At 39.7% G+C, this 24082-nt stretch carries 18 protein-coding genes and 1 other annotated feature; of the genes, 4 read left to right on the top strand and 14 right to left on the bottom strand.

The features are described from left to right. Positions 1–4: 4 nt before the first annotated feature. From M3600_RS05445 to M3600_RS05435, 3 genes are read right to left on the bottom strand one after another with little or no spacing between them, the layout of a single operon-like run. Positions 5–1372, bottom strand: a complete 1368-nt coding sequence (locus tag M3600_RS05445) for a G5 domain-containing protein (RefSeq protein WP_251644884.1) — start codon at positions 1370–1372, stop codon at positions 5–7. A gap of 21 nt (positions 1373–1393) precedes the next feature. Then, positions 1394–2170: a PRC-barrel domain-containing protein gene (locus M3600_RS05440; RefSeq protein WP_251644883.1), complete on the bottom strand. Its 777-nt coding sequence runs from the start codon at positions 2168–2170 to the stop codon at positions 1394–1396. A 26-nt stretch (positions 2171–2196) separates the two neighbouring features. Next, positions 2197–3498 (bottom strand): hypothetical protein, encoded by a 1302-nt coding sequence (locus tag M3600_RS05435; protein ID WP_251644882.1) that lies wholly within the window; start codon positions 3496–3498, stop codon positions 2197–2199. A gap of 155 nt (positions 3499–3653) precedes the next feature. On the opposite strand from M3600_RS05435, the gene M3600_RS05430 reads away from it, so the two are divergent. Genes M3600_RS05430 through M3600_RS05420 form a run of 3 tightly spaced genes read left to right on the top strand, consistent with a single transcriptional unit; the run spans position 3654 to position 6766 of the window. Next, the gene (locus tag M3600_RS05430; protein WP_251644881.1) at positions 3654–4145 is read left to right on the top strand and encodes a type IV pilus modification PilV family protein; all 492 of its coding nucleotides are present in this window, start codon (positions 3654–3656) and stop codon (positions 4143–4145) included. After that, on the top strand, positions 4129–4707 hold the full coding sequence (locus M3600_RS05425) for a prepilin-type N-terminal cleavage/methylation domain-containing protein (protein WP_233318376.1): 579 nt from the start codon (positions 4129–4131) through the stop codon (positions 4705–4707). The genes M3600_RS05430 and M3600_RS05425 overlap by 17 nt, the downstream gene beginning before the upstream one ends. Before the next feature lie 10 nt (positions 4708–4717). After that, positions 4718–6766, top strand: a complete 2049-nt coding sequence (locus M3600_RS05420; RefSeq protein ID WP_251644880.1) for a FapA family protein — start codon at positions 4718–4720, stop codon at positions 6764–6766. Between the two features lie 78 nt (positions 6767–6844). On the opposite strand, the gene M3600_RS05415 is transcribed toward M3600_RS05420, so the two are convergent. From M3600_RS05415 to M3600_RS05400, 4 genes are all read right to left on the bottom strand, one after another. Next, positions 6845–9685 carry a vWA domain-containing protein gene (locus M3600_RS05415; RefSeq protein ID WP_251644879.1) on the bottom strand — a complete coding sequence of 947 codons (2841 nt, stop codon included), beginning with the start codon at positions 9683–9685 and terminating at the stop codon, positions 6845–6847. Positions 9686–9907: 222 nt separating this feature from the next. Further along, on the bottom strand, positions 9908–11632 hold the full coding sequence (locus tag M3600_RS05410) for a sensor domain-containing diguanylate cyclase (RefSeq protein WP_396953784.1): 1725 nt from the start codon (positions 11630–11632) through the stop codon (positions 9908–9910). 146 nt (positions 11633–11778) lie between these two features. Beyond that, positions 11779–13086, bottom strand: a complete 1308-nt coding sequence (locus M3600_RS05405) for a bifunctional folylpolyglutamate synthase/dihydrofolate synthase (RefSeq protein WP_237941768.1) — start codon at positions 13084–13086, stop codon at positions 11779–11781. 86 nt (positions 13087–13172) lie between these two features. After that, on the bottom strand, positions 13173–15824 hold the full coding sequence (locus M3600_RS05400) for a valine--tRNA ligase (protein ID WP_251644878.1): 2652 nt from the start codon (positions 15822–15824) through the stop codon (positions 13173–13175). A 69-nt stretch (positions 15825–15893) separates the two neighbouring features. Further along, positions 15894–16120 (bottom strand) — a binding site (T-box leader). Between the two features lie 174 nt (positions 16121–16294). Here M3600_RS05400 and M3600_RS05395 point away from each other — a divergent pair. Next, positions 16295–16486: a hypothetical protein gene (locus M3600_RS05395; protein WP_233318357.1), complete on the top strand. Its 192-nt coding sequence runs from the start codon at positions 16295–16297 to the stop codon at positions 16484–16486. An 11-nt stretch (positions 16487–16497) separates the two neighbouring features. On the opposite strand, the gene ysxE is transcribed toward M3600_RS05395, so the two are convergent. From ysxE to M3600_RS05360, 7 genes are all read right to left on the bottom strand, one after another. After that, the gene (gene ysxE, locus M3600_RS05390; protein WP_233318356.1) at positions 16498–17544 is read right to left on the bottom strand and encodes a spore coat protein YsxE; all 1047 of its coding nucleotides are present in this window, start codon (positions 17542–17544) and stop codon (positions 16498–16500) included. Between the two features lie 99 nt (positions 17545–17643). Further along, the gene (spoVID, locus tag M3600_RS05385; protein WP_233318346.1) at positions 17644–19005 is read right to left on the bottom strand and encodes a stage VI sporulation protein D; all 1362 of its coding nucleotides are present in this window, start codon (positions 19003–19005) and stop codon (positions 17644–17646) included. A gap of 164 nt (positions 19006–19169) precedes the next feature. After that, a complete protein-coding gene (gene hemL, locus M3600_RS05380; protein ID WP_251644877.1) occupies positions 19170–20456 on the bottom strand; it encodes a glutamate-1-semialdehyde 2,1-aminomutase in 1287 nt (428 codons plus the stop codon). 15 nt (positions 20457–20471) lie between these two features. Next, positions 20472–21449 (bottom strand): porphobilinogen synthase, encoded by a 978-nt coding sequence (gene hemB / locus M3600_RS05375; RefSeq protein WP_233318341.1) that lies wholly within the window; start codon positions 21447–21449, stop codon positions 20472–20474. 12 nt (positions 21450–21461) lie between these two features. Continuing rightward, positions 21462–22220, bottom strand: a complete 759-nt coding sequence (locus M3600_RS05370) for a uroporphyrinogen-III synthase (RefSeq protein ID WP_251645023.1) — start codon at positions 22218–22220, stop codon at positions 21462–21464. Further along, on the bottom strand, positions 22213–23151 hold the full coding sequence (hemC, locus tag M3600_RS05365; RefSeq protein ID WP_233318339.1) for a hydroxymethylbilane synthase: 939 nt from the start codon (positions 23149–23151) through the stop codon (positions 22213–22215). The genes M3600_RS05370 and hemC overlap by 8 nt, the downstream gene beginning before the upstream one ends. A 55-nt stretch (positions 23152–23206) precedes the next feature. Beyond that, entirely contained in the window at positions 23207–24031 is an 825-nt protein-coding gene (locus tag M3600_RS05360) for a cytochrome C assembly family protein (RefSeq protein ID WP_233318338.1), read from the bottom strand. Between the last annotated feature and the right edge of the window lie 51 nt (positions 24032–24082).

Raw genomic sequence — 24082 nt, 5'->3', positions numbered from 1 at the left:
AAAATTATTTAGTGCTTCCCGTTGTTTCTTCCGTACTTGCAGCAGTCTTGTCCGCTTCTGTGCTGTCATTTGTTTTGCTATCCGTTTCCGTTGTTTCCGTATCTTTTGTATTGCTTGAGTCGTCTTCAGAAGCTTCTGTATCTGTCTTTGCTTCACTATTATCGCTATCTGTGTCTTCTGCAGCACTGTTATCAGCGTCGATTGTAACATCCTCTTCAACAAGCAGGCTGTGTGCAATGACTTTATTCACTGGTGGATAAAAGTCTTCACTGATTAGTTCTTTTTTTACAACTTCCCCGTTCTCATCCTTCGACTCTCTGTATACCTTGATCAACTGTCCGGCGGAGCCTTCTTCTACAATTCTCGTTTCATTTAAGCTCAGACTTGGATCAAACTGAAGAACTGTTTTTGGTGAAAATGTTTCTTTATCAGACAAAATCACTTTGTAGTCATATAGCAAACTAGCTCCATTTAAACTTACATACAGTTTGTTATTAACCATTTGGAAGGACATAGTAAAGGTTTGTTCATTAGGATTATTGAACCGGTAATCCATTTTTTGATTCTTATTTATTCTTGCTTCATAGCCGATATCAGCAAAGTCTGGCAACGTATTGCTTGTATACCTTTCTGAAACAGTGAAGTTCGTTGGCAGGATTGCTGAATGAACAGCAGTAGCCACAATGCTTAGCACCTTATCTGAGTAAGCTTCCCCATTATTTTCGTTCATCCATTCAAGCAAAGAAATGGTTGCTTGCGGTTTAATCGTTAAAGTCGGGAATTGCTTTACCCATTTTTTCACACTGTTTTTCTGGTCGTCCGTATCCACTGTCGCCTCTGCTAATTTAGCGTTCTCTTCTTTTTTGCTTATTTTGTATTCATTCAAGTCGATTAATTGATTGCCAGATTGTAAGCTTGCTGCCATTCCTACTAAACTATCATTCAACTTAGACAAATAAAAAGCATTATCTGTCGTCAGCTCGGCTGATACAGATGTCAGGAAGCTTTCCATTTCCTGCAAGTCAAGGGACACAAGAACATTATTGTTCTCCCCTTGTTTAATGGAAGCAACAGAGTCCTTCAATTGAAATGCAAACTGGCTTAGATCAAAACTCACTGTCTTTTCTTTGAATTTCAATTGAATATTTGTGTTCTTCTCCCATTCTGTATGCTTTTCGCTTACTGCGCTTAAGGCCTCCTGTTGATTCATCCCAGAAACATCGATGCCGGCAATTGTTGTATGCTCCTCATATCCGTCATTACTCTGAAAAAAATTACTGTATGCCTTCGCCCCAAATTGAGAAAAGCTAAAAATAAAGGAAGTCGCGAACAAAATTGCGGCAAATAGCTTTGCAGCTTGGATGTTTTTCATGCAGTGTTTGCTCCTTTGTTATTAAGCTTCCACATTCATTGAAAGGTCAATTACTACACTTGGTCCTGCTAGCTGGGCATTTTCAATATCCGCTAATGTCAGAACAGTTCCTTTTGTCAGCAGTAGTTGACCTTCATTTGTGTATATATCATTAACTACTTTTTTATTCAGCAATAATTCTACTTGCTTTTCTTTTAATGCTTGCAGGCGTTCTGCTTCCTCTGCGTGATTAATGGCAGGAGCAGACAGCTCTTTTAATAATTCTTCCGTCTCCTCAGCTGTATCTAGTGCTGAAGCTTCTTCTTTTGCACCAAGCTCTCTAAGGCTGGCAGCTGTTTCTTCTTTAACAACAATGATGTCTTTTCCGTAAGTCAACACAAATTCGGCATCAATCAGCACTTCTTTGTTTTTCACATTAGCTTGAAGTGCCGTGATTGCACCGCCATTTTCGTCATCAACGACAAATTCGGAAACTTTGCCGATAAGTTCCCCTTTTCTAGTAATAACATTTGCATCGATAAGACCGATTTTTTTATTTACTAATTCACTGGCAATCGGAATTTCGTTCAAATCCATGATGGCATGGGCATTTTCAATCGTTACTGCATACTCGCCGACACCGACCACTTTTTTAAACGGAATAGCAAAATTGTTGTCCTGCCATTCTTCTTGTTCGATCGTCAAGAAATCTACCGTACCCTTTTCTGGGTTAATAATAAGTGATTGAACCTTTCCTTCCTGCTGTCCGTTTGAAATGCTAATGATTGGCAATCCTTTAATTTGTGTACTGTTTTTCATAAAATATCCTCACCTTATTCACATATTTAATTATTTAAGTAATTCTTCTCCATGAAGCTAAGCTGTTCTAAGATGATTGGTTCATGTTGGTATTTAGTTTGCAATTGAACAAACAATGACCGCAGCTTGGAACTTTCGTTATGCTGAACATAATGCTCGATCAGTAAATTAGACAGAGCAAAGTATTCATGTAATGGCAATGTCTCTGTTAGGCATTTCAGCAGGATTGCTTCATATTCCTCTCTGCTGAGGCTGTTCTTCATCAGGTCAAGCTGCATTAACGTATTATTGATAACCTGATGCGCCACTCTATTGTCTTTAACTGTCACTTCGTCTTCTATGACGTCGACTTCTTCCATACTTTCTTCTTTAATATTTTCTTCTTCGCTGATTTTTTCTGTGCTTAGTTCTAATAACGGTTCTTTATGGGCTAGAATGTCTGGCAGCAAATCTTCTGCTACAGTGTCGACTTCTTCTCGTTCCAACAAGTCAGGGTTTATAACAAAATCATCCACTTCTTGTTCTATTAAGCTCTCATCATTAGCAGCCGGTGTTACGGCATCTTGGTCATCCTCTACACTTGCCGCTGCTTGATCTAAATCTTCTAGTAAAGACATATCAAAATCAGCAAACTCGGCTGCTGTTTTGCTCTGCTTATTTTCTTGCTGTGTTTCATTTTCATCAGAGTTCATCAGCATTTCCAGCTCCTCCATATAAGAAAAGCTTTCTGCTGAATGTTCTGCTACCGCATTTTCAGTTGGCGATGTGAGAACTTCCATTGCTGGAATTTCCTCTGCATCCTCTAATTCCCCTATGATTATTTCGTCCGCAACAGCTGAATTGTTAACATCTTCTTTCGCAGAAAAATCACTTTTCATAAATTCTTCCTCGACAGAAACTGCCGGAATAATAATATCTTCCTCATCATGTGCTTTTTCAGCTGTTAAAACTGGCTCGACTTCTTTTACTTCAGCTGCTGCAGGCAGCTTTTCGCTTTTGATATCCCATGTGCTATTTCGCTGTGTCACCTGCTGAGCTGTAGCCATTTCCCAGTCATAATCTTCTTCATCCATTTCTTCCTCTGCTTCAAACATCATTTCTGGGGATTTTTTAATGAAGATATAAGTAAATATAATTAAAAATAAAAGCATTAAAAGCACTGTTTGCCACCATGCAAACAATCGCTGTGTCAATAACCCGCATACAGATGTGAGCAGTGCAGCACCAATAATCCACCATTTGCCCTTTTTCGTAAACCCTAATGGGAGAAAATACACAATTGGCACAATCAAAATTAGGGAGAAAAGAGCTAGAACATACGATATCATGGCACACCTCCTTATAACTATATCTAATTTCCTAAAAAAACGACATTTTTTTCTATTTTTCCAATACTTTAGCACTCTTTTTCGACTTTTTTAGTCAATTTACGACTAATAAATATTGTATAATAAGATTAGTAATTTTGAAAGCAGGGGAATATATGAAATTTTTTAAAGTTCTATCTAGTAATAAAGGCTTAACTTTGATTGAGGTTCTCGTTTCCCTTACTATACTCAGTCTAATTTTATTAGGTATAATGAACTTTTTTAATCAAGCTTATTCTTTTACAAACTCGAACCAAAAAAAGACTGCTGCCATTAATGTTGCTAGAAACGCTTTAACGTATATGGAACAGTCTTCAGGCAATAACTCGTTTATTGCGCTAAGAGACAGGCTGGAAAAAAATCCGGCCACAGAAGGTACATTAAGAATTTGTGATAATTCCTATCAAGTATTTTGGAATGATGAGATACAGGGCTGTGAGCCAATCACCATAAATAATGTAGCCTACAATGTTACTATTGTTCCTTCGCTGGATGAAAACAATACAGCTTATTTCATTCCCTTAACTGTTGAAGTGGCTTGGACGGTGAAGCAGCATGACTACACAACTTCAATGGAAGGGGCAATTAAAAGTGAAGATCTTAGATGAAAAAGGACTGACCTTGGTTGAGGTTCTTGCAGTGCTTGCGATAACAGCTATCGTGCTGCCTGTTATATATGGTGTCTTTCATACAGGTATTAATCTGTACAATAAGATACAAGTAGAAGGGCAGCTCCGTGATGATGCTGATTATGCGGTGTCTGTGATGATGAATTCCTTTAACAGCATTCCGTTTGATTATGTCACACAAGATGGCGACAAAATCGTCCTTGTTAATTCAGAGCAGACAGCTATTAACGAAAATGAAAAAGAGAATTCAACCTTTTACTCCTACAGTAAAGAAGAAATTGATGAAGAGAACACAGAAACACGATCGATTGAATTTGTAGAAAAAACAGTAGGTGGCAAAGAAATTCAGTCTGTTTCCATTGATGGAAATACACTGGAAGGAAACGGCGATTACAGTGCATCCACTATTAATTTAATGTGCAGTGATACCGATAGAAATGATAACAACAAATGTTTACACGGCATTATTGCAGTGGATTTCACCATTCAAAATGCCAGAATAGAACGGCCACTAACATTAGAAAGTCGATTTGGCTTTTAAGGAGTATTATATGAAGAAACTGAATGAACAAGGAAATGCCCTCCTTACAGTCCTTTTAGTGTCGATTGTATTCACGACGATTGGTCTTGCCATTGTGGCATCTTCCATCAGTGGAGCAAAACGAGTGGAAACAAGGGAATCGGACATCACCGTAACGTTTGAGAGCAAAAAGATGCTCGAGGAAATTACATCTGAAATTGCGGCAAGGCTGAATACATTAAATTTAGATATGGTGAAAAGAACAGATGGCACTTACCGAGTAAATGCATCATTTGAAGGAAATCTGCAAAATAGAGTGCTCGTTCCCAGTCTTGACCATATCCTTGAAAATACCAATTACGATGACTCTATTAAATGTTTAAGCATACAAGACTTAAGCAATACCAACGACATTCTATCTATCCAGCCTACTTCGGCACAAAACCAATGTGAGGCTGCAACGTTGGAAAATACAAGCTCTTATTCCATTAACAGAGATGATGATTACACAAGAGTGCTGGAGATTGTGCTTGTAACGAACAACCCGAATGAAAATGAGGGAGATGTCACGCGTACGTTGAAGAAAAAGATCATTCTGTCCCCACTTCCAAGCTTCCTTAAGTATGCTGCAGGGTCAGCTTCAGAAGATGATAAAGGCGGACTTTTCTTGAATGGTTCTTCTAATATTAACGGAAATGCCTTTGCTAATTATCTGACGATATCAGATGATGCAAAATATCAAGACCGGCAAGGAGGCGCAAGAACAATACATTCTCTCCCGCCATCAGTTAATGGTGACTTCTACAGCACAGGAGCGCATATACTTCCGCTACTGAAGGAAAGCAATTTCTATCAGGAAGATGTACCTGATCTTAAGCATGATAGTCAATTTATCAATATTGAGTTTGATAAAACACTCAGAGACCGAATTAACACAATCCTTGGAAATAACAACTTAACAGCAACTGTTTCAACAACAGAGGATATAAAGTATCTTCCAAGTGTATTAAAGCAGGAAATAAGCTCTAAGGTGACTACAAATGTTACCGAAAGTGAGATTGCAAAGACTGAAACACAGCAAGTCCCTCAATCTGTGCTAGGAGACTCCCTTGAGGAGCTGGAGGGCGGTTTCACGATTGACAGTAAAACTGGTCCAATTCAATTTAATAATACAGTACAAGTTAATGGAGATGTTGTTATAAACAGCAGCAACTATCCAATTACATTTAACAAAGATCTTATCGTTAATGGTGATTTATATGTTGTCAGCAATAAGGATATATCCCTTCAAGCTGTCAAGACAGCGGGCAATCTTCATCTTATTAACTTTGACGGCAATGTCACAGTTGCGCAAGACATGGTGGCTGCCGGAAAAATCGTAATAGAGTCCAGCGCTGACAAAACGGTTAACACAGCAAACGGAGTGAAGCTGAATGGCGATATCTTCTCAGGAACAACACTCAGCATTCGCCCCCTTAATACAGAAATGGATTTAAACAGTAATATTATCAGTCTTGGTTCTTTTACAGTCAAGGGCGATGAAACAGGGGAATCTGAACAAGAAAATGACATTGTGCGCTTTAATTCTGTTGTTTATTCGAATGCAGACAGCTTTATCTCCAACGTTAATATTATTGGCCTGCCATACACAAATACTTTAGGTAACGCAACGGAAGGGCAGCTGATACTGCTTTCAAAAGACAGGCTTACGATTACAAGGATGAATGAATTTAACAATTATGCTGACATGAATGAGCCGAGCTATCCGTACTTGCCAATCGAGGAAATGAATATCAAGCCATTACAAGCATTTTTCTATACAGAAAGGGATGCAGAATTATATGGAGTAGGTTCGTTGTTTTATATTAAAGGAGGCATATTTGCCAGAGGTTCTCTTGAAATCAATGCGATCAGAGCGAACCGCTCATTTAAAGCAATCGAAAATGTTCCTGGGTCAACAGAAGGTTACATGTCCAGATTCATTGTTGATTATGACCAAGACGTATTATTGCAAGGAATAGATGCATTGCCGATAGTTGACCGCTTGCAGATTATTCCTGATGATTTTGTTATTCAATAACCATTCAAGGGTGCCCTATCTGGCACCCTTTTTAATTCTACAAAAAAAGGGATGCTTACATTTAGCATCCCTTCCTTATTACCATTTACCGTCCGTGCTGTTTCCAGAACCGCCGTTATCACCATCGTCTGTACTAGTATCCTCCACAACTTCAATCAAGGTGGATGCACTTGGACTTGTGCTATCTCTTTGTTCTTCTGCAGTTGCTGTCACATTTGAATAACCGACTTCTTTCCCTTTCAAGTAGTATTCGCCATCTTTATGAATGACTTCTACTTTATCTGGCTGATCTGCTACAACACTAATAATATCTTTGTCTGTTGCGTTGCTTGGGTTGAAGATTAAGTTATCTGTTACTGGCAGCTCTTCCCCAACCTCCACTTGGTAGGCTGGTTTCGTGAATTTAATTTCATCAAGGGCAATATACGGGTCCGTAACTGTCACCGGAATTCTTACCTCAAGATTAGAACCGTCTTTTGTCTTCACAATCAGCTCTGTTTCCCCTGCCTTATTTCCGTAAATGCTGTACTTTCCATCAAGGATACTAGCTATTGATGTGTCAGCAAGTTTAATATCCAAGTCTTTGTTTGTGGCATTTTCCGGGTTAAAGGTAACAGTGAAGTCAGTCGTGCTTCCTACGATAATATTTATAGGGTTAGGCGCAACCGAAATAGATTGTACTTTATCTTGTATTGTAATTGTCTTTGTGATTTCCTGGCTGTTAGCAAAACCACCTTCAGCCTTAACGTGAATCGTATTCTTGCCTGTCTTGTCTATTATGATTGCTTCAGTTGGATTAAATTTAATCCAACCTGTTGTCTCCTTGCCATTGTCCACTTTATAGGAGTAGACAACATCATCTCCTGCAACTTTCTGGACAAGCCTTGCCTCTACCGTTTCTGATGCTGTTTCGCCACTTCCATATTTATCGCCTGTAGACTTTCCGGTCAAATCATAATCTGGTGTGAAATACAGATAGGCTTTACTGTCATCATTATACGTGATTTCTATTGCCTGATTATTCGTCCCTTCTTTAAAAACCATATCTTTCACAGGCTTATTTTCAAGTCCATAATCTTCCTTGAAATCAGCAGTGCTTGCTATTTTCGTATTTGTTGCCTGATCTCTCTTTTCAATTGTTCCTGCAGCATCACCTGTGTATACATTCGCTGTGTTTTCTTTTAACTGTACCTTCATATTAATCATTTGCGATGATGCTGGAATCGTTGTTTGACTGCTGTATGAAAAACGAGAATCAGTAAAATATAAATTGGCGATTGGCATCGTCATATTAGTGACCGCCCAATCTACTTTCAGCGGCAAGGAAGCCGTAATTTCTGAGGGCGTAAAGCTGCCTTTTGCGTAGTTTGCCACATCACTTAATGACATCACTGCATAGTTTTTACCATTCCTTGACTCTACCTTCACATTATCCTTAGGAATAACCGTAATCCCAGCTGGCAATGGCTGTTCAATAACTAAATTCTGTAATTTGCCGCTGACAGTGCTGTTCACTAAATTAATAGGCTTTAAAGAATAATTGACATTAAAATAATTTGTTCTGTCATTCGAATTGCTAGTTTTGACTAAATTATTTAAGTCATTCACTACTTTTGACAATGTCATAGAGGACTGGAAGCCGGCAGGTGCATCATCTTTAACAACAATCGTTGCAGAGGTTGATTTCTCCTGAAGCTTTCCATCTAGATCGGTATATTCAAGCTTAATATTATCAAAATTATATGTCCCTTTTTGACTGAATGTCAAAGGCAGTGACACATCAATCGGAGTCGTAACATTTTGATTGATTGGGAACAATATGTCCTTTTTAATGATTATATTTCCTGAAGAATCCAATGTAGCATTGGCATTGTCTGCAAGTTTAACAGTATCCCCAAACTTAGCAATATTAATTTTAACAGTAGCCGTGATAGTTGGTGTGGATACCTTCTGTGATATATCTTCAAATATTTTCGCAATAGTATCTGTTGAAGCCTGCTGTGCTGTCACACCAGTCTTCTCTGATAACTTACTTAAATAGCTCATATCTACTTCACTATTTGTCCCAAAGCCGACGGAATACAGCTTAATGTTATTGGCAGCAAGTTCGTCGACCTCTTCATCAACATATGATTTAATGGCTGTTTGCACTGTTTTTAAGCTGTTGGAAACAACTGTCCCATTAGAACGGACAGCAGTCGCTGTATTATTTGTATAAACAGTGTATGTTACTGTATCCTGCACTTTTTTGTCATAGCAGAAGTACTTAGATTGACAAACTCTATCAGTAAATGTCTCTACGTTTTTAGAAGATGTCGGCTCTCCATCTGTCATAAAGATGATATACTTCTTCGCTTGGCTTGTTCCAGTTATTAACATGCTCCTTGCTTTTTGGAAGGATTGTGTATAGTTTGTTCCGCCAACGGCAGAAAGCTCCTTCACTCGGTTGTTAATAGTCTGCAGGTTTGTTCTCACATTATCTGTCGTTGGCGTGGACACAACCGGAAAACTTACAACCTTATCTGTTTCCACATCTGTAGAAAAAGGAATAAGAGAAAACCTGTCATTTTTATTAGGGTCTTGGCTAAAGAAAGCCGCCGCTTCAGCCATGGCATTTTTTGCACTCAAAAACTTATACGGGCTTTTGCCTAGCTCATCCATGGAGCCTGATTTATCAAAAACAAATGCAACATCTATTGGAGAACGATTTGCATTTGTTGCCTTCCCCTCAGGAGTTAAACGAATATCTAAACTTCCCTGTGCCGAACTGTTTGCCGGTTTAACGATAACACTTTGAGATGGTGTCACTGTAAAATTAACTGTCGGCGCTGATGCAGCCGCATTTGCTTGGAAGGGTATCAACAGCAATGACAGTATTGACAATATAATAAACTTACTGAAACGTAACGCTCTCCTCATTTCCCCACTCCGTTCTTACTACTGTTAAACTAGTATAATATCTTCATTATATCAAGGACTTTTGAACTAGGATAGTCTTTTCTGCTGGGAATATATTACGCTCTAGCCTCTTGTGTTATCGTCCTTTCCCCCTATTTTTTCAGCATGTTTCTCGTGTTACTAAATCTTTGCAAAAAAAAAAGAAACTGCTAAATCAATAGAAGTTCCTTTGCACTTTATGAGCTATTTCATATAACAAGCGACGCGATTCCTGCCTGCCCGCTTCGCCCCAACATACAGGGCTCTGTCAGCATGCCTTATCAGCGCCATTGCTTCATCAGCTTGTTCAGGAGCACATGCAAGTCCCAGTGATGCTGTGATGCTTACCTGCAATTCTTTTTGTTTTTCATCTATATTTTGTTTGATGAAAAACGGCCGGGTTTCAATCATTTTTCTTAAAAATTCTGCAAGCTCCTGTGCTTCCTCGATTTCCGTATTTTCAAGGAGAATCACAAACTCTTCTCCCCCGTATCTCGCTACCACTCCGTGTTTATCGATAAGCTTTGAGACTCTGTCTGCAAACTCTGTTAATATTTCATTTCCTGCTTGATGACCATACGTATCATTAATTGACTTAAAATGGTCAATATCAAGCATAATGACAGTTAAATTGTTAATAACATTATTGTTCATCTCTGTAAATTTTGCTGTTAAGTGCTTTTCGAAATAACGGTAATTGTATAGCTTTGTCAGCGCACAGCGCTCACTCTTTTCTTTCGTTTTTTCAAAGTATCGCGCATTATCAAGAGCAACTGCAAACTGGGTGCATAACAGATCCAATATCATCAGCTTTGTATGCGCGAATGCCTTTTTTTGCACGCTTCCTAGCAGCAAGATACCAATCACACCATTGTTTTTGATGATTGGCATGCACAGCACACTTTCAATATAATCGGGCATAAAGCCTTTGTTAAGCTCTTCCCAATCTTTGCGCCTATGATAGACAGCTGGTTTTTTTGCGGCAAGTACTCGGCCAATAATTCCCTCATTTTCCTTCAGTACATCGGAAAAAATCGGGAGCTTCTTCTGCTTCTCTACCCTGGCAATCGACTCTAGCTCATTTTTGCTGTTTACTTGATCCACATACACAACATCAACCTTCATCAATTCAAATATGCTGTCGATAAACAAATTGATTGTTTCCTTTACAAATAAGGCTTGTGACAGCTGATGTCCAATTTCGGCAATTTTTTTCAAATAGTCATTGATTGATTGGCTTGAATGATACAGTCTCAATACAACAGACAGACAGATGAAAGGAATTCCTATCAAAACGAGAGCCATTAACCCAATATCCAAGTACATAATATACAGCGCGAAGCCGACAGGATATGTAATAAGCGTAGTGAAAAACTCCCACAAAACATCCTTCGTGAGAAAATTTACTTTTCTTTTATATACTAGACGGTCAATGCAAAAAATGAAAAGCGCATTCAGAACAAAATAAATAAAAGGATAAAAAAGAATGAGCATAAAAGAGTCAAAGTGGAACAGAAGGTCCGCTCCATGGCTTCCGCCAAGACTGTAGTATATAATTCCGCTCAATACAGAAACGAGAAAGAACATTGCTGAATTCATCGGCAGCCGGAATAATGATTTTTTATCGAGACGCATCTGCAGCATTAAGGTGAACAATGCTATTTGCACAAGCACTGTCTCGATAAATAAACCAAATATCAAGAAAACAGAGATCGTTGCCCACTGCAGGAAGAAAACAGGAGTTCCATTAATCATCATTGGCATGCTTGCAACGATTGCCATAAATATTAAAAACGCAAGGACATCACCATATTCCCCCGTAATGTCTGGTGGATAGAAGTGATATGTCAGCAATAAGCCAATAGGGATAAGCACTATCCAAATTGCCCATATTATTTTTTTAGTAGATGATTTAACCAAATGCTCCACCTAATTTCTTTTCTAAAAAGATGCATTGCCTATTTGGCCTTTAACAGGCTATTATTTCATATTACGAAATTTCAAACTTTTTACCTATTAGTATTATACTATATTTTTTTATTGCAAAAATATATAAAAATTTGTAAAAAATTCTGTTACTTTCCTCCTAAATTTCGTTCTTTCCAAAAGGCAAGCACATTTGACAAGAAATACAAGGAGCCAGTGATGACCAGCAGCTCATCTTCATGAAGTCTTTCGAGTTTTTCTGTAATTAATTTTTTCCAATCATCAGTAAAGCGTTTATTTGAATGACTGCTTTCTCTAAACAGCGCTTCAGCTGCTGCTGCGCGGGGAAAGTCAAAGCTTGTGAAAGTGATGTCAGAAGCTGCTTGTCCTAACTTTTCAATCATTTTATCTGTTTTCTTATCAGATAATGCAGCAAACAAAACACTCTTCTTCTTATCTTTGTATCTTGTTTCTAAGACATCAACTAACGCCTCAACACCTTCCTGATTATGTGCACCGTCTACAAGCACATACGGGTGTTTAGAGAGAATCTCCAATCTGCCTGCCCACCGTGCTTGAAGCAATCCTGTTCTGATATCTGCTTCACTCAAGTGTAAGCTGTCTTTAAGAAGCAATGCAGCCATAACGGCAAGAGCAGCATTTTCTGCTTGATGCTCTCCTAGCATGCCAATCTGCAAATGTAGAAATTTTGTTGCTGCTGTTTTAAAGGTGAAAACCTCTCCATCTTCATTCGATTGATAATCTTCCACCACAAAATGTTTGCCTAATAAATAGTAAGAAGCGTTTTCCTCTTTAGCTCTGCGTACAATTACTTCCTCTGATTCCTGTTGCTTGACTGCAGCAATTACCGGTGTGTTCTCTTTAATAATCCCAGCTTTTTCAAACGCAATTTCGCTGTATGTTTCTCCTAAAATAGCAGTATGGTCAAGACCGATACTTGTGATGACAGATAAGAGAGGTGTAATGATATTAGTAGAATCAAAACGACCACCTAAGCCGACTTCATACAGAACAACATCTGGTTGATGGACAAATGCAAAATAATAAAGAGACATTGCTGTAATAATCTCAAATTCTGTCGGTCCGCCTAATTCGTCTTTATCCATTTCCATAACTATCGGATAAAGAATATTAGCAAGCTCCTTAATTTCCTCGTCGGCAATCGGCACGCCATTGATGCTGATTCTTTCATTAAATTGTTCAATATATGGGGAAGTAAAGGTTCCAACTGTTAACCCGGCACTTTCCATTATATTGCGCAAATAGGCAACCGTTGAGCCTTTGCCATTTGTGCCGCCCACATGAACAGCTTTAATCTTTTTCTCTGGAAAACCAAGCTTCTCCATCATGATGTTCATTCTAGTGAGCCCAGGCTTAATTCCGAGCCTAAGCCGTCCATGTATCCACTTTAATGCCTCTTCATATGTCTGGAACATAATTTCCACCTCTTCTTGGTTTATCTTTAAATAGGGAAGACGAACCCTATGTAGGATAGGGTTCGTCTTAGTTTAAAAGGGAGGTTTTAAGCATCGCCCTTAAGTTCTTTAATTCGAGCTTCTACTGTTGCTCTTTTTTGCAGATAGTCTTGCTCTTTTGCTTTTTCTTCATTGATGACTTTCTCTGGTGCTTTGCTTACAAACCCTTGATTGCTTAGCTTCTTCTGAACTCGGTCTACTTCTTTCGTCCATTTCTCAAGCTCTTTAGTAAGACGGGCAATTTCTTCCTCCATATTGATGAGGCCTTCAAGTGGCAGAATAATTTCCACACCTGTAATAACAGAAGTCATCGCTTTATCAGGAATAGCAATATCTGTTGCGATTTCCAACTCTTCTGGATTACAGAAACGCTCAATATATGCTTTGTTGTCTTCCAATGTAGCTTTGATTGTATCATCTTGTGCTTTCAAGAGGATTTTAATCTTCTTGCTCATTGGTGTATTTACTTCCGCACGGCTGTTTCTTACTGAACGGATAATTTCTACAAGCAGCTTCATATCGTTAGCAGCTTTATTATCTGTAAATGCTGGATTTACCTCCGGCCATGCTGCAGTTGTAATAGACTCACCTGCATGCGGCAAGTTCTGCCAGATTTCTTCTGTAATAAATGGCATGAAAGGATGCAACAATCTCATTGTATTATCCAATACATATGCAAGAATAGAACGTGTTGTCAGCTTAGCAGCTTCGTCTTCGCCATAAAGCGGCAGCTTCGCCATCTCGATATACCAGTCACAGAAATCATCCCAGATGAAGTTGTAAAGGATGCGTCCTACTTCACCGAATTCATAGCGGTCAGACAGACGTGTCACTGTTTCGATTGTTTCGTTAAGACGTGTTAAAATCCATTTGTCTGCAACAGATTTTTCTCCAGACAAGTCAATTTCTTCATATGATAAGCCGTTCATGTTCATTAAAGCAAAACGGGATGCATTCCAAATCTTGTTGGCGAAATTCCAAGTCGATTCTACCTTTTCCATGCTGAAGCGTAAGTCTTGGCCTGGCGAGCTGCCTGTTGACAAGAAGTAACGCAGGGAATCAGCACCATATTGTGCGATAACATCCATCGGATCAACACCGTTACCCAATGATTTACTCATTTTTCTGCCTTGCTCGTCACGAACAAGTCCATGGATTAATACATCATTAAACGGTCTTTCGCCAGTGAACTCAAGCCCTTGGAAAATCATGCGGGAAACCCAGAAGAAAATGATGTCATAGCCAGTAACAAGTGCAGCTGTCGGATAATAACGCTTAAAGTCAGGAGCATCTGTGTCAGGCCAATCCAATGTAGAGAACGGCCATAAGGCAGAGCTGAACCAAGTGTCTAAAACATCTGTATCTTGCTCCCAGTTTTCAATGTCACTTGGAGCCTCGTGGTTTACATACACTTCGCCTGTTTCTTTATGATACCAAGCTGGAATGCGATGACCCCACCACAGCTGACGAGAAATACACCAGTCGCGGATGTTTTCCATCCAGTGTAAATAAGTGTTTTCGAAGCGGTTCGGCACAAATTGTACTTTCTCTTCTTCGTTGTTTTGCAAAGCAACAGCTGCATCTGCTAATGGCTGCATCTTAACGAACCATTGTGTGGACAAGTATGGCTCAACAACTGCGCCGCTGCGCTCAGAATGTCCAACTGAATGCATATGCTCTTCAATTTTAAACAGAACACCTTGCTCCTCAAGATCTTTAACGATTTGCTTGCGGCATTCAAAACGATCCATGCCTTCATATTTACCGGCACGTTCATTCATCGTTCCATCCTCATTCATTACAAGGATGCGTTCTAGATTATGAAGGTTACCTACTTCAAAGTCATTCGGGTCATGTGCTGGTGTCATTTTAACAGCGCCAGAACCGAAGTCCATTTCTACATAATCATCTGCCACAATCGGAATTTCTCTTCCAACGATCGGCAGAATTACTGTTTTTCCGATTAAATGCTGGTATCTTTCATCCTTTGGATGTACAGCAACACCAGAATCACCAAGCATCGTTTCCGGACGAGTAGTAGCAACTTCAATATAGCCGGAGCCGTCAGCAAGCGGATATCTCATATGATAGAATGCACCTTGTACATCCTTGTAGATTACCTCAATATCTGACAGAGCCGTTTTTGTTGCCGGGTCCCAGTTAATGATATATTCACCACGGTAGATTAAACCTTTGTTATAAAGAGAAACGAATACTTCACGCACCGCTTTTGACAGCCCTTCATCAAGAGTGAAGCGTTCCCTTGAATAGTCTAATCCAAGTCCAAGCTTTGACCACTGTTCACGAATATGACTTGCATATTCTTCTTTCCACTTCCATGTCTCTTCAACAAACTTTTCTCTTCCTAGATCATATCTGCTGATATTGTTTGCACGCAGTTTTTCTTCCACCTTTGCTTGTGTGGCAATCCCTGCATGGTCCATTCCAGGCAGCCATAGAACATCATAGCCTTGCATTCTTTTCATTCTTGTTAAGATGTCTTGTAAAGTTGTATCCCAAGCATGACCTAAATGCAGCTTCCCTGTTACGTTTGGAGGCGGAATCACGATTGTATATGGCTGTTTTCCCTCATCTGACTTTGCCTCAAAAAATTTACCTTTCAGCCACCAGTCATAGCGTCCCTTTTCGATGGATTGGGGATCGTATTTAGTCGGCATTGATAACTCGTTTGTTTCCATACCCATTATCCTCCTTGTGAGAATTTTTTCAATACTTACATTTTGGCAAATAAAAAACTCCCTTCGTCATAAAAGGACGAAGGGAGTTTTTCGCGGTACCACCTTTTTTCCAATATAAAAATATTGGCTCTTTCAAAGATGATATCGGATGCTGTCCGTCTTTCACTAATAAGCTTTCCCGTTCGCAAAAGAAGCTCGAGGGCTACCTTCCAATGTGTTGAATGGAAATCTTTCAGCATGTGATTTCCTCTCTAAAAAACAACTGGCATTGTACTACTCCCTGTCATTGCCTTTTTATTTATTTATATAGATAATACCGAATAAAAGTTATTTTCGTCAATAAGGATAACCTTATTTTTTAAAATTTATACATACTGGCCTTAAAAGCACAGCATAGTTAATTTGCAGTACTTAACAGGTTAACCGCGCCATATATTGATAGTAAGGTTAAAAAAGGAGGTTTGTGTTCCTTGAAAAAGAAGTTTAATCCCTACACATATCCACCATGGCTTAAAGGCGTCCGCAATGCATGTGCCCGTTTTATTATACCTTTTTGCATCTTTCAGGCTGTCAGAACAATGCTTTTACCGACAACCTTTGATGTGCTGTTTTTATCTCTTTTAATCGTGCTGGCTTTGTCTATTTATCTGGAAATTATTTAAGACCCAAGATGTTAAGAATCTTGGGTCTCTTTTTGTGCTTCCTGCTGCGCTTTTTTTTCCCGCTCCATTTCGTCAATACGCATGACAATATATTCGGTATTTTTCAGCAGCCAGTATTGCTTCAATAAGCTTTGTGCATATTTGCGCTCATTCTTTTTCTTATCGCTTTTATGGTATTTTTCACATATGCGGATTACAGGTCCAGGATGTGCTAAATAGCTCAAAAAAAGCAGCATCTCATCCGACTTGAGCGGATAATAATTGAAATAAGTATAAATCCATTCTAAGCAATCATTATTCTGCTTCGGAGTGGTTTTCAGAGACCTAGCAATAAACGGAAGCAGGTCATGGCTTGGAGAGCCAAACTTGGCATTTTCAAAGTTAGTGAAATACCCATACCCTTTCTCGTCATATAAAAAATGTTCTGGCGAGATTTTCCCATGAATGATCGATACTCTTGCCTTCTCATCATCCTTTGTCTCTTCATACCATTCCTTCAGCTTCGTTTCCGAATATTTCAGCGCTTGCCTCACATCATGGTAATACATGCAGAACATCCATTGGAACGGTGACATATATTCTGTGTTTTCACACTCTTCAATATAGCCATCCAAAAATTCTTGTTCCTTTTCCAGCTCCAATAGCGTATTTTCATAATGCTCTTCCCGATCTTCCTTTTCAATTTTCACTTCCTTAGAGGATAGGACATGCAGTCTTGCGAGCTCCCTGAACATTTGCTGATGCTTCTTGAAATAATTCTCCCGCTCTTCGTTCGGAAGCCACGGCATTAAATAATAGAGCTTATGCTCATACAAGACTGCATACCTGCCATCGACTGTCGGATAAATCGGCACAATTCTGTTATATCCTTTTTGGTACAATGTCCGAACGTGCCGGATAAAATCAGAGCCTTTATGGGGATCAATCGTTTTTAGTGCAAATGTGCCTTTGCTGGAATAAATTTTCACGATTCTGCCGAACTCCTCCACAAAATGCGGCTCCACTCCGTATGGCTCTAAAATGGGTGTATATTTTTTAATCGTGTTTTTTTCACTCATATGCGCCCACACTTTCTTATTAGGAAAAAGAGATTGACTAACATCTCCTTACATGTTGATTCGGGGCCCGCTTTACCCTTTTAGGTGCACCTACAAAACTTACTTTTCAGCAATTTTACCTGGGATATATAAAACTTGCCCTTCTACAACATCCTGATTGACCTCAAGGTGGTTTTCCTTCAGCAGGTTATGAACATTAACATTATAACGTTCACTTAGCTTCTCAATCGTATCTCCCTGCTGAACAATAACTACCTTTACCTTTGTATGTGTTTCTTCTTCCTTACGGGCGAAGAACTCTGTAAAGGTCAATGATTTCTTTTTCGAGAAAATTCCTTTTTTCTTCTTCGGTCCATTATCATTCTCAGAAGAGGACTCTTCAGATTCATCCTTATCGTGTTCTGAGAATTCTGCTGTTGATTCATCAAGCTTTTGCTCAGAAGATTCTGGAACAGGCTTATCGAAAACATCCTCTGCAGGGAATGTCTCTTCTGATCTAAACAAGGAAACCTTTACTTCAGGTTTATGGTCTGCAACAGGTTCAACAACAGCTGCTGGAGGCTCTTCTAATACTTCAGCCTCAGCGAATAAAGGTACATCTGTCGTCGTGTCCTCTTCCCAATCATCGTCCTTTTGCGAAGGTGCTTTGCGGACTTCCAATTCAAACGGCTCATATTCCTCCAGACCAGACTCAGCGGAAATCCGTTCTTCCTCTTCCATCAATGGACTGATTCTTTGAAACGGCTGTACTTCAATTTTAACAGGTTCTAATTCCTCTTCACTGTCCCTAAACACAGGCTCATTCTCAATCTCTTCAGCCCCAAAGTTTACATCTTCTCTGCTAGAGCCTGCAGAAAGCTCGATTTCTTCAGGCTGCTGCCTTTGTTCGTAGCCCCTTGTTAATGCTTCTAGTTCATCCTCTTGATTGTTTTCCTGTTGAACAAATATCTGCTCTGCCTCTGTGCTCTCTTCTCTTGCCGGATAATGGGAAGTCCATTCATCCTCCTCAGTTTCCTCTTCTGAGGCTTGCTCTTCATTCGTTAAGCCTGCAATAGATAATTCTGCTGTAAGATTCAGACAGCTTCTTTCTGGGAAGACATAATCAAATGTTTCAATTTCAACTTCAATATCTTCGATGCTGCGAACGCGTGAGAATGGAATCGTAATGTCGACAGGGAAATGATGAAGAAACTCATTAACTCCTTCTTCCCTCTCCAAAACGGAATGAACTAACTTAGGAGCCTTAAATACCTCCTCTTCTTCTGGCTGATTTGTCTGTGTTCGATTGTATTCACCTGTCAATTCTAATGATCCTTGAATGGTAATATACTGATCGTTTTCTTGGATGGTTATATTCGGGTCTAGTGAAATAGACAGCAGATCCTCTACTTCCTGTCCTTTTTGAAACCAGACTGACTCTTCCAACGAAAACCGTAAGATAGACGAATTTTCTTGAGACAAAGCGACTCCTCCCTTCATTCCTTTCACGTATAATCACTATGTCAATTACAATTTATGAACAGAAATGCCCTTTTATGAATATTTCTTTGTATAGAAAGTCTATGAATTTAAAAACAAAAAAATCCAAAGCGCCTGCAATAGCACTTTGGATTTTTATGGATAAATTATTTCAACTTAGAAAAAGCAATTTCTGCTGCTTTTATTGTGTGGTCAATATCTTCCTCGCTTAAAGCAGTTGATAGGAACAAACCTTCAAACTGAGATGGCGGCAGGAATACACCTTGCTCGAGCATTTCATTATAAAATGCAGCAAAGTAATCTAGATTGGAAGTTTTCGCACTTTCATAATCAACTACCTCTTCGTTTGTGAAGAAGAAGCCAATCATAGAACCGGCACGATTAATTGTAAATGGAATCTCGTATTTTTCAGCCGCAGCCTTTAGGCCTGCTTCAAGCTTATCTGCTTTAAAAATGAAATCTTTATAGCTTTCAGGCGTCAATTGGGACAATGTCTCGTAGCCTGCTGTCATTGCCAGCGGATTACCTGATAATGTACCTGCTTGATAAATCGGTCCGCTTGGAGCAACTTGATTCATGATTTCTGCTTTTCCGCCGTACGCGCCAACTGGGAGTCCTCCGCCAATAACCTTGCCAAGGCAAGTAAGATCAGGCGTAATACCGAAATAGCCTTGGGCACAGCCATAGTCTACACGGAAGCCTGTCATAACCTCATCAAAAATCAGCAATGCACCGTATTGTTCTGTTATTTCACGCAGCCCTTGCAGGAAGCCATCCTTAGGAGGCACTACGCCCATATTACCAGCTACTGGCTCTACGATGATGCCGGCGATGTCATCTCCAAAGGTTTCGAAGGCATACTTAATGCTTTCTAGGTCATTGTAGGCTACTGTAATAGTGTTTGCTGCAACTCCTTCTGGAACGCCTGGGCTGTCTGGCAAGCCTAGTGTTGCAACTCCTGAACCTGCTTTAATTAAAAGAGAGTCGCCATGGCCGTGGTAGCAGCCCTCAAACTTGATGATTTTATTTCGGCCAGTATAGCCTCTAGCCAGCCTGATTGCACTCATTGTCGCCTCAGTTCCTGAGGATACCATGCGGATGATTTCAATGCTTGGCACTCTTTCCTTAACTAGCTTAGCAAGCTCAGTCTCGATTAAAGTTGGTGCTCCAAAGCTTGTCCCCTGCTCTGCAACTTTTTTTATTCCTTCGACTACCTGATCATTGGCATGCCCTAAGATAAGGGGACCCCATGACAGAACATAGTCAATGTATTCATTGCCATCAATATCGTAAATTTTTGAGCCTTTTCCTGAGTTCATAAACACAGGATTCCGCTTCACAGATTTAAAGGCACGAACAGGGCTGTTTACCCCGCCTGGCATTAATTCGACTGCTTCTTTGTATGCTTTCTCTGACTTTTCATATGAACGCATGCTATCCCTCTTTTCTTATTGTTCTTTCAACCAGCGAGCAACATCTTTCGCAAAATAAGTCATAATTAAATCTGCACCTGCACGCTTCATGCTTACCATCATTTCCATCACGATTCTTTCTTCATCTATCCAGCCATTTTGTGCTGCAGCTTTAACCATGCTGTATTCTCCACTTACATTATAAATCACGATTGGCATTTTCAACGTGTTTTTCATATCACGGACAATATCCAAATATGGCATACCAGGCTTAACAATCATGAAATCCGCGCCTTCTTCCACATCTGATTCAGCTTCTCTCAAAGCTTCCATACGGTTAGCAGGATCCATTTGATATGCTTTGCGGTCACCAAATTGCGGAGTGCTGTCAGCTGCTTCTCTGAATGGTCCGTAGAATGCAGATGAATATTTCACTCCGTATGACATGATTGGTGTATCTAAATAACCTGCTTCATCAAGACCTTTGCGAATCGCAGCGACAAAGCCGTCCATCATATTGGAAGGAGCGATAATGTCTGCACCTGCTTCAGCCTGGCTTACAGCTGTTTTCACAAGCAACTCTAATGATTCATCATTCAAGACACGGCCGCTCTCGACAATGCCGCAATGTCCATGACTTGTATATTCACAAAGACAAGTATCCGCGATGATAACAATCTCCGGATAGTTACTCTTAATAAACCGAATTCCTTCTTGCACGATACCGTGATCATGAAATGCCTGTGTTCCGCATTCATCCTTTTCTAACGGTATTCCAAACAAAAGCACTGATTTAATACCAAGGCTTTGCACCTCGTCCATTTCCTCTTTCAAGCGGTCAATCGACAGGTTATAGATACCTGGCATTGATGAGATTTCCCGCTTAATGTTTTCACCCTCAGCAATGAAAATTGGATAAATCAAATCATCTACATGAACATGCGTTTCCCTTACTAATGCTCTCATACTTGCAGATTGACGAAGTCTGCGGTGACGTTTAAATTGTAATGACATGTTTGTTCTCCCCTATTCTGTTAAATATTGAACTAATTGCTCCAGCATGCTGTCTACAGTAAAATTGTCGGGAAAAATGTGAACATTTATTCCATTATCAGCTAGTTTTTTCTTTGTTATCGGACCTATGCATCCGATGATGCAGTCCTTTATATAATCGTAAAGGTTGTATGTATGGACTACATCCATAAAATATTCCACTGTGGATGAACTTGTAAACAAAAGCACATCCAAACTTCGCTTCTTTAAAGCCTCTACTAATAGAGTCTCGCTCTCCTTTGGAAAGTAAGTTTCATAAATGATTGCTTCCTCTGCCGCAATCCCTGCCGCACAGAGGCTTTTGTAAAGAACGTTTCTTGCTAAGCTGCCCTTTATAATAAGAACCTGTTCATTTTTTGCTACTTCCTTTGCGAATTCCTGAGCAAATGTTTCAGCAACAAACGAGGACGGAATAAAAGCAGCCTTATGGCCATATTTGGCTAATGTTTCGGCTGTTTTATCCCCAATTACCGCAATCTTATATAAAGAGTCTTTAAGCTCCATTGTTGAAAAAAAAGCGTTCACTCCATTGCTGCTTGTAAATACTAGCCAATCATAAACGCCTTCTTTAAGCTTTGCTTGCATATTACTAGCTAATGGGAGGCTGCGAAAGGCAAGTAACGGTATCTCGACAGGCGCGCCTCCCAATTGCTTAATTGTTGCAGAAAGTTCAGTAGCTTGTTTTTTCGCGCGGGGAACCAGAATGCTTTTGCCGTGCAGCGGCTTAAGCATCAATAATATTCTCTTCTTTCAGACGATCAATTAATTTCTTTGCTCCGCGCTCTGTAAGAATTTCTGCAGCCTGTTCACCGAGTTCTACAGGGTTTGTACCTGTCAGTACCTCTTTAAACACCGTTTTGCCATCTGGAGAGGTAACAAGGGCTGTCAATGTCAGCTCCTCGTTATTAACCATTGTGGCAAATCCGGCAATCGGAACTTGGCAGCCGCCATCCATTTTGTTTAAGAAGGCTCTTTCAGCATAAACTGTTTTCGTCGTTTCCTCAGATGATAGCTTGCTTAATAATTCGAGCACTTCCTTATCATCTTCTCTGCATTCAATAGATAATGCACCTTGACCTACTGCCGGCAAGCATGTTTCTGGATCAAGAAACTCTGTAACAACATCGCTTGTCCAGCCCATTCTCGCTAACCCTGCAGCTGCAAGAATAATTGCATCATATTCCTCTGTTTCCAGCTTCTTTAATCGTGTATCAATATTTCCACGAATCCATTTGATTTCCAGATCCGGTCTTACAGCTAACAGCTGGGCACCGCGTCTTAAGCTGCTCGTCCCAATAATAGCGCCTTCCTTCAAGTCCTTTAATGGAATATGGCCTTTTGAGATAAGCGCGTCGCGATGGTCCTCTCTTTCTGGAATACAGCCGATTGTAAGTCCCGGTGGCAGTACTGCAGGCATATCTTTCATGCTGTGCACTGCGATGTCAATTTCCTTATCAAGCATCGCTTGCTCAATTTCTTTGACAAACAGTCCTTTTCCGCCAACCTTTGATAACGTAACATCAAGGACGACATCACCTTTTGTAACCATTTCCTTAATTTCAAATTCATATGACGGGTCTAATCTTTTCAGTTGATTAATAACCCATTTCGTTTGTGTTATCGCTAATTTGCTTCGTCTTGAACCGACAATAATTTTTCGCATAAGTATGCCTCCAGCTTCAACTTTTAGCCGCTTTTCGTCGGCTTATGTAGCTTTATCACTTATAGTGAAACGTTGAAAAATTTCCTATTAAAAAGAAGTTAATCAACAATACTAAAAAACATGCAATATTAAAGAAAGCAATTCCTTTTCCTACTAGTTTGTGCGTTACCCTTATATATAAACAGCATCCGTAAATAAATAGGACTAAAAAGGAACCAAGAATTTTCGGATCATACCAGATAAACCCTGGCGCTTGAACACTTGCCCATTGAATTCCCAGTATCAAGGAAATCAGCAAGGTAGGCACACTGAACACATTAAACAAATAGGAGAGGTTTTCTAACCTCGATAAGTCGGGAATGCGCCGCAGCCTTTTTCCCCATGCTTTCTTTTTTAAAAGATTATATTGAACACAATACAGTAAAGAAAAAATAAAAGATAATGAAAAGCCCCCGTACGCAAGCAACGCTGCTGTAATATGAATAAAAAGCAGCTCTGAAACAACTTGCTTGGCCATTTCTGTTCCCTCGCTCATCGGCGCAAACGTATGGATGGCCATAATAATAAACCCAAGTACATTTGTAAAAAAGACAATAAAGTCTATTTTCAGCAGCTTGTTAATTAAAAGCGAAAAGGAAACTAAGACCCATGTGTAGAAATACAGTCCTTCCATAATAGTCAGCACCGGAAACCGTTTTGTCTGCATCATGTAAATAAACAGAAACGAAGTCTGCAGGAGCCAAACAACGGAAAGTAACCAGAAAGCTGCTCTATTGGCTTTCTGGTTATTATGCATAAAATCAAAAAAGTATAAGAGCACAGATATTGCATAAAGAATAATCGTTAATTCATGAAGTCTTGTCAAATAAGCATCTGTCATATATGTGTTTCCCCTTTAACAATTAAGGCCTTGTGTAAAGATTGCTTCCAT

The organism is Niallia sp. MER 6 (assembly GCF_023714395.1).
GTDB lineage: Bacteria > Bacillota > Bacilli > Bacillales > Cytobacillaceae > Niallia.
The sequence above is the reverse complement of the archived record's forward strand: the minus strand, read 5'-3'. Positions and strand labels throughout refer to the sequence as shown.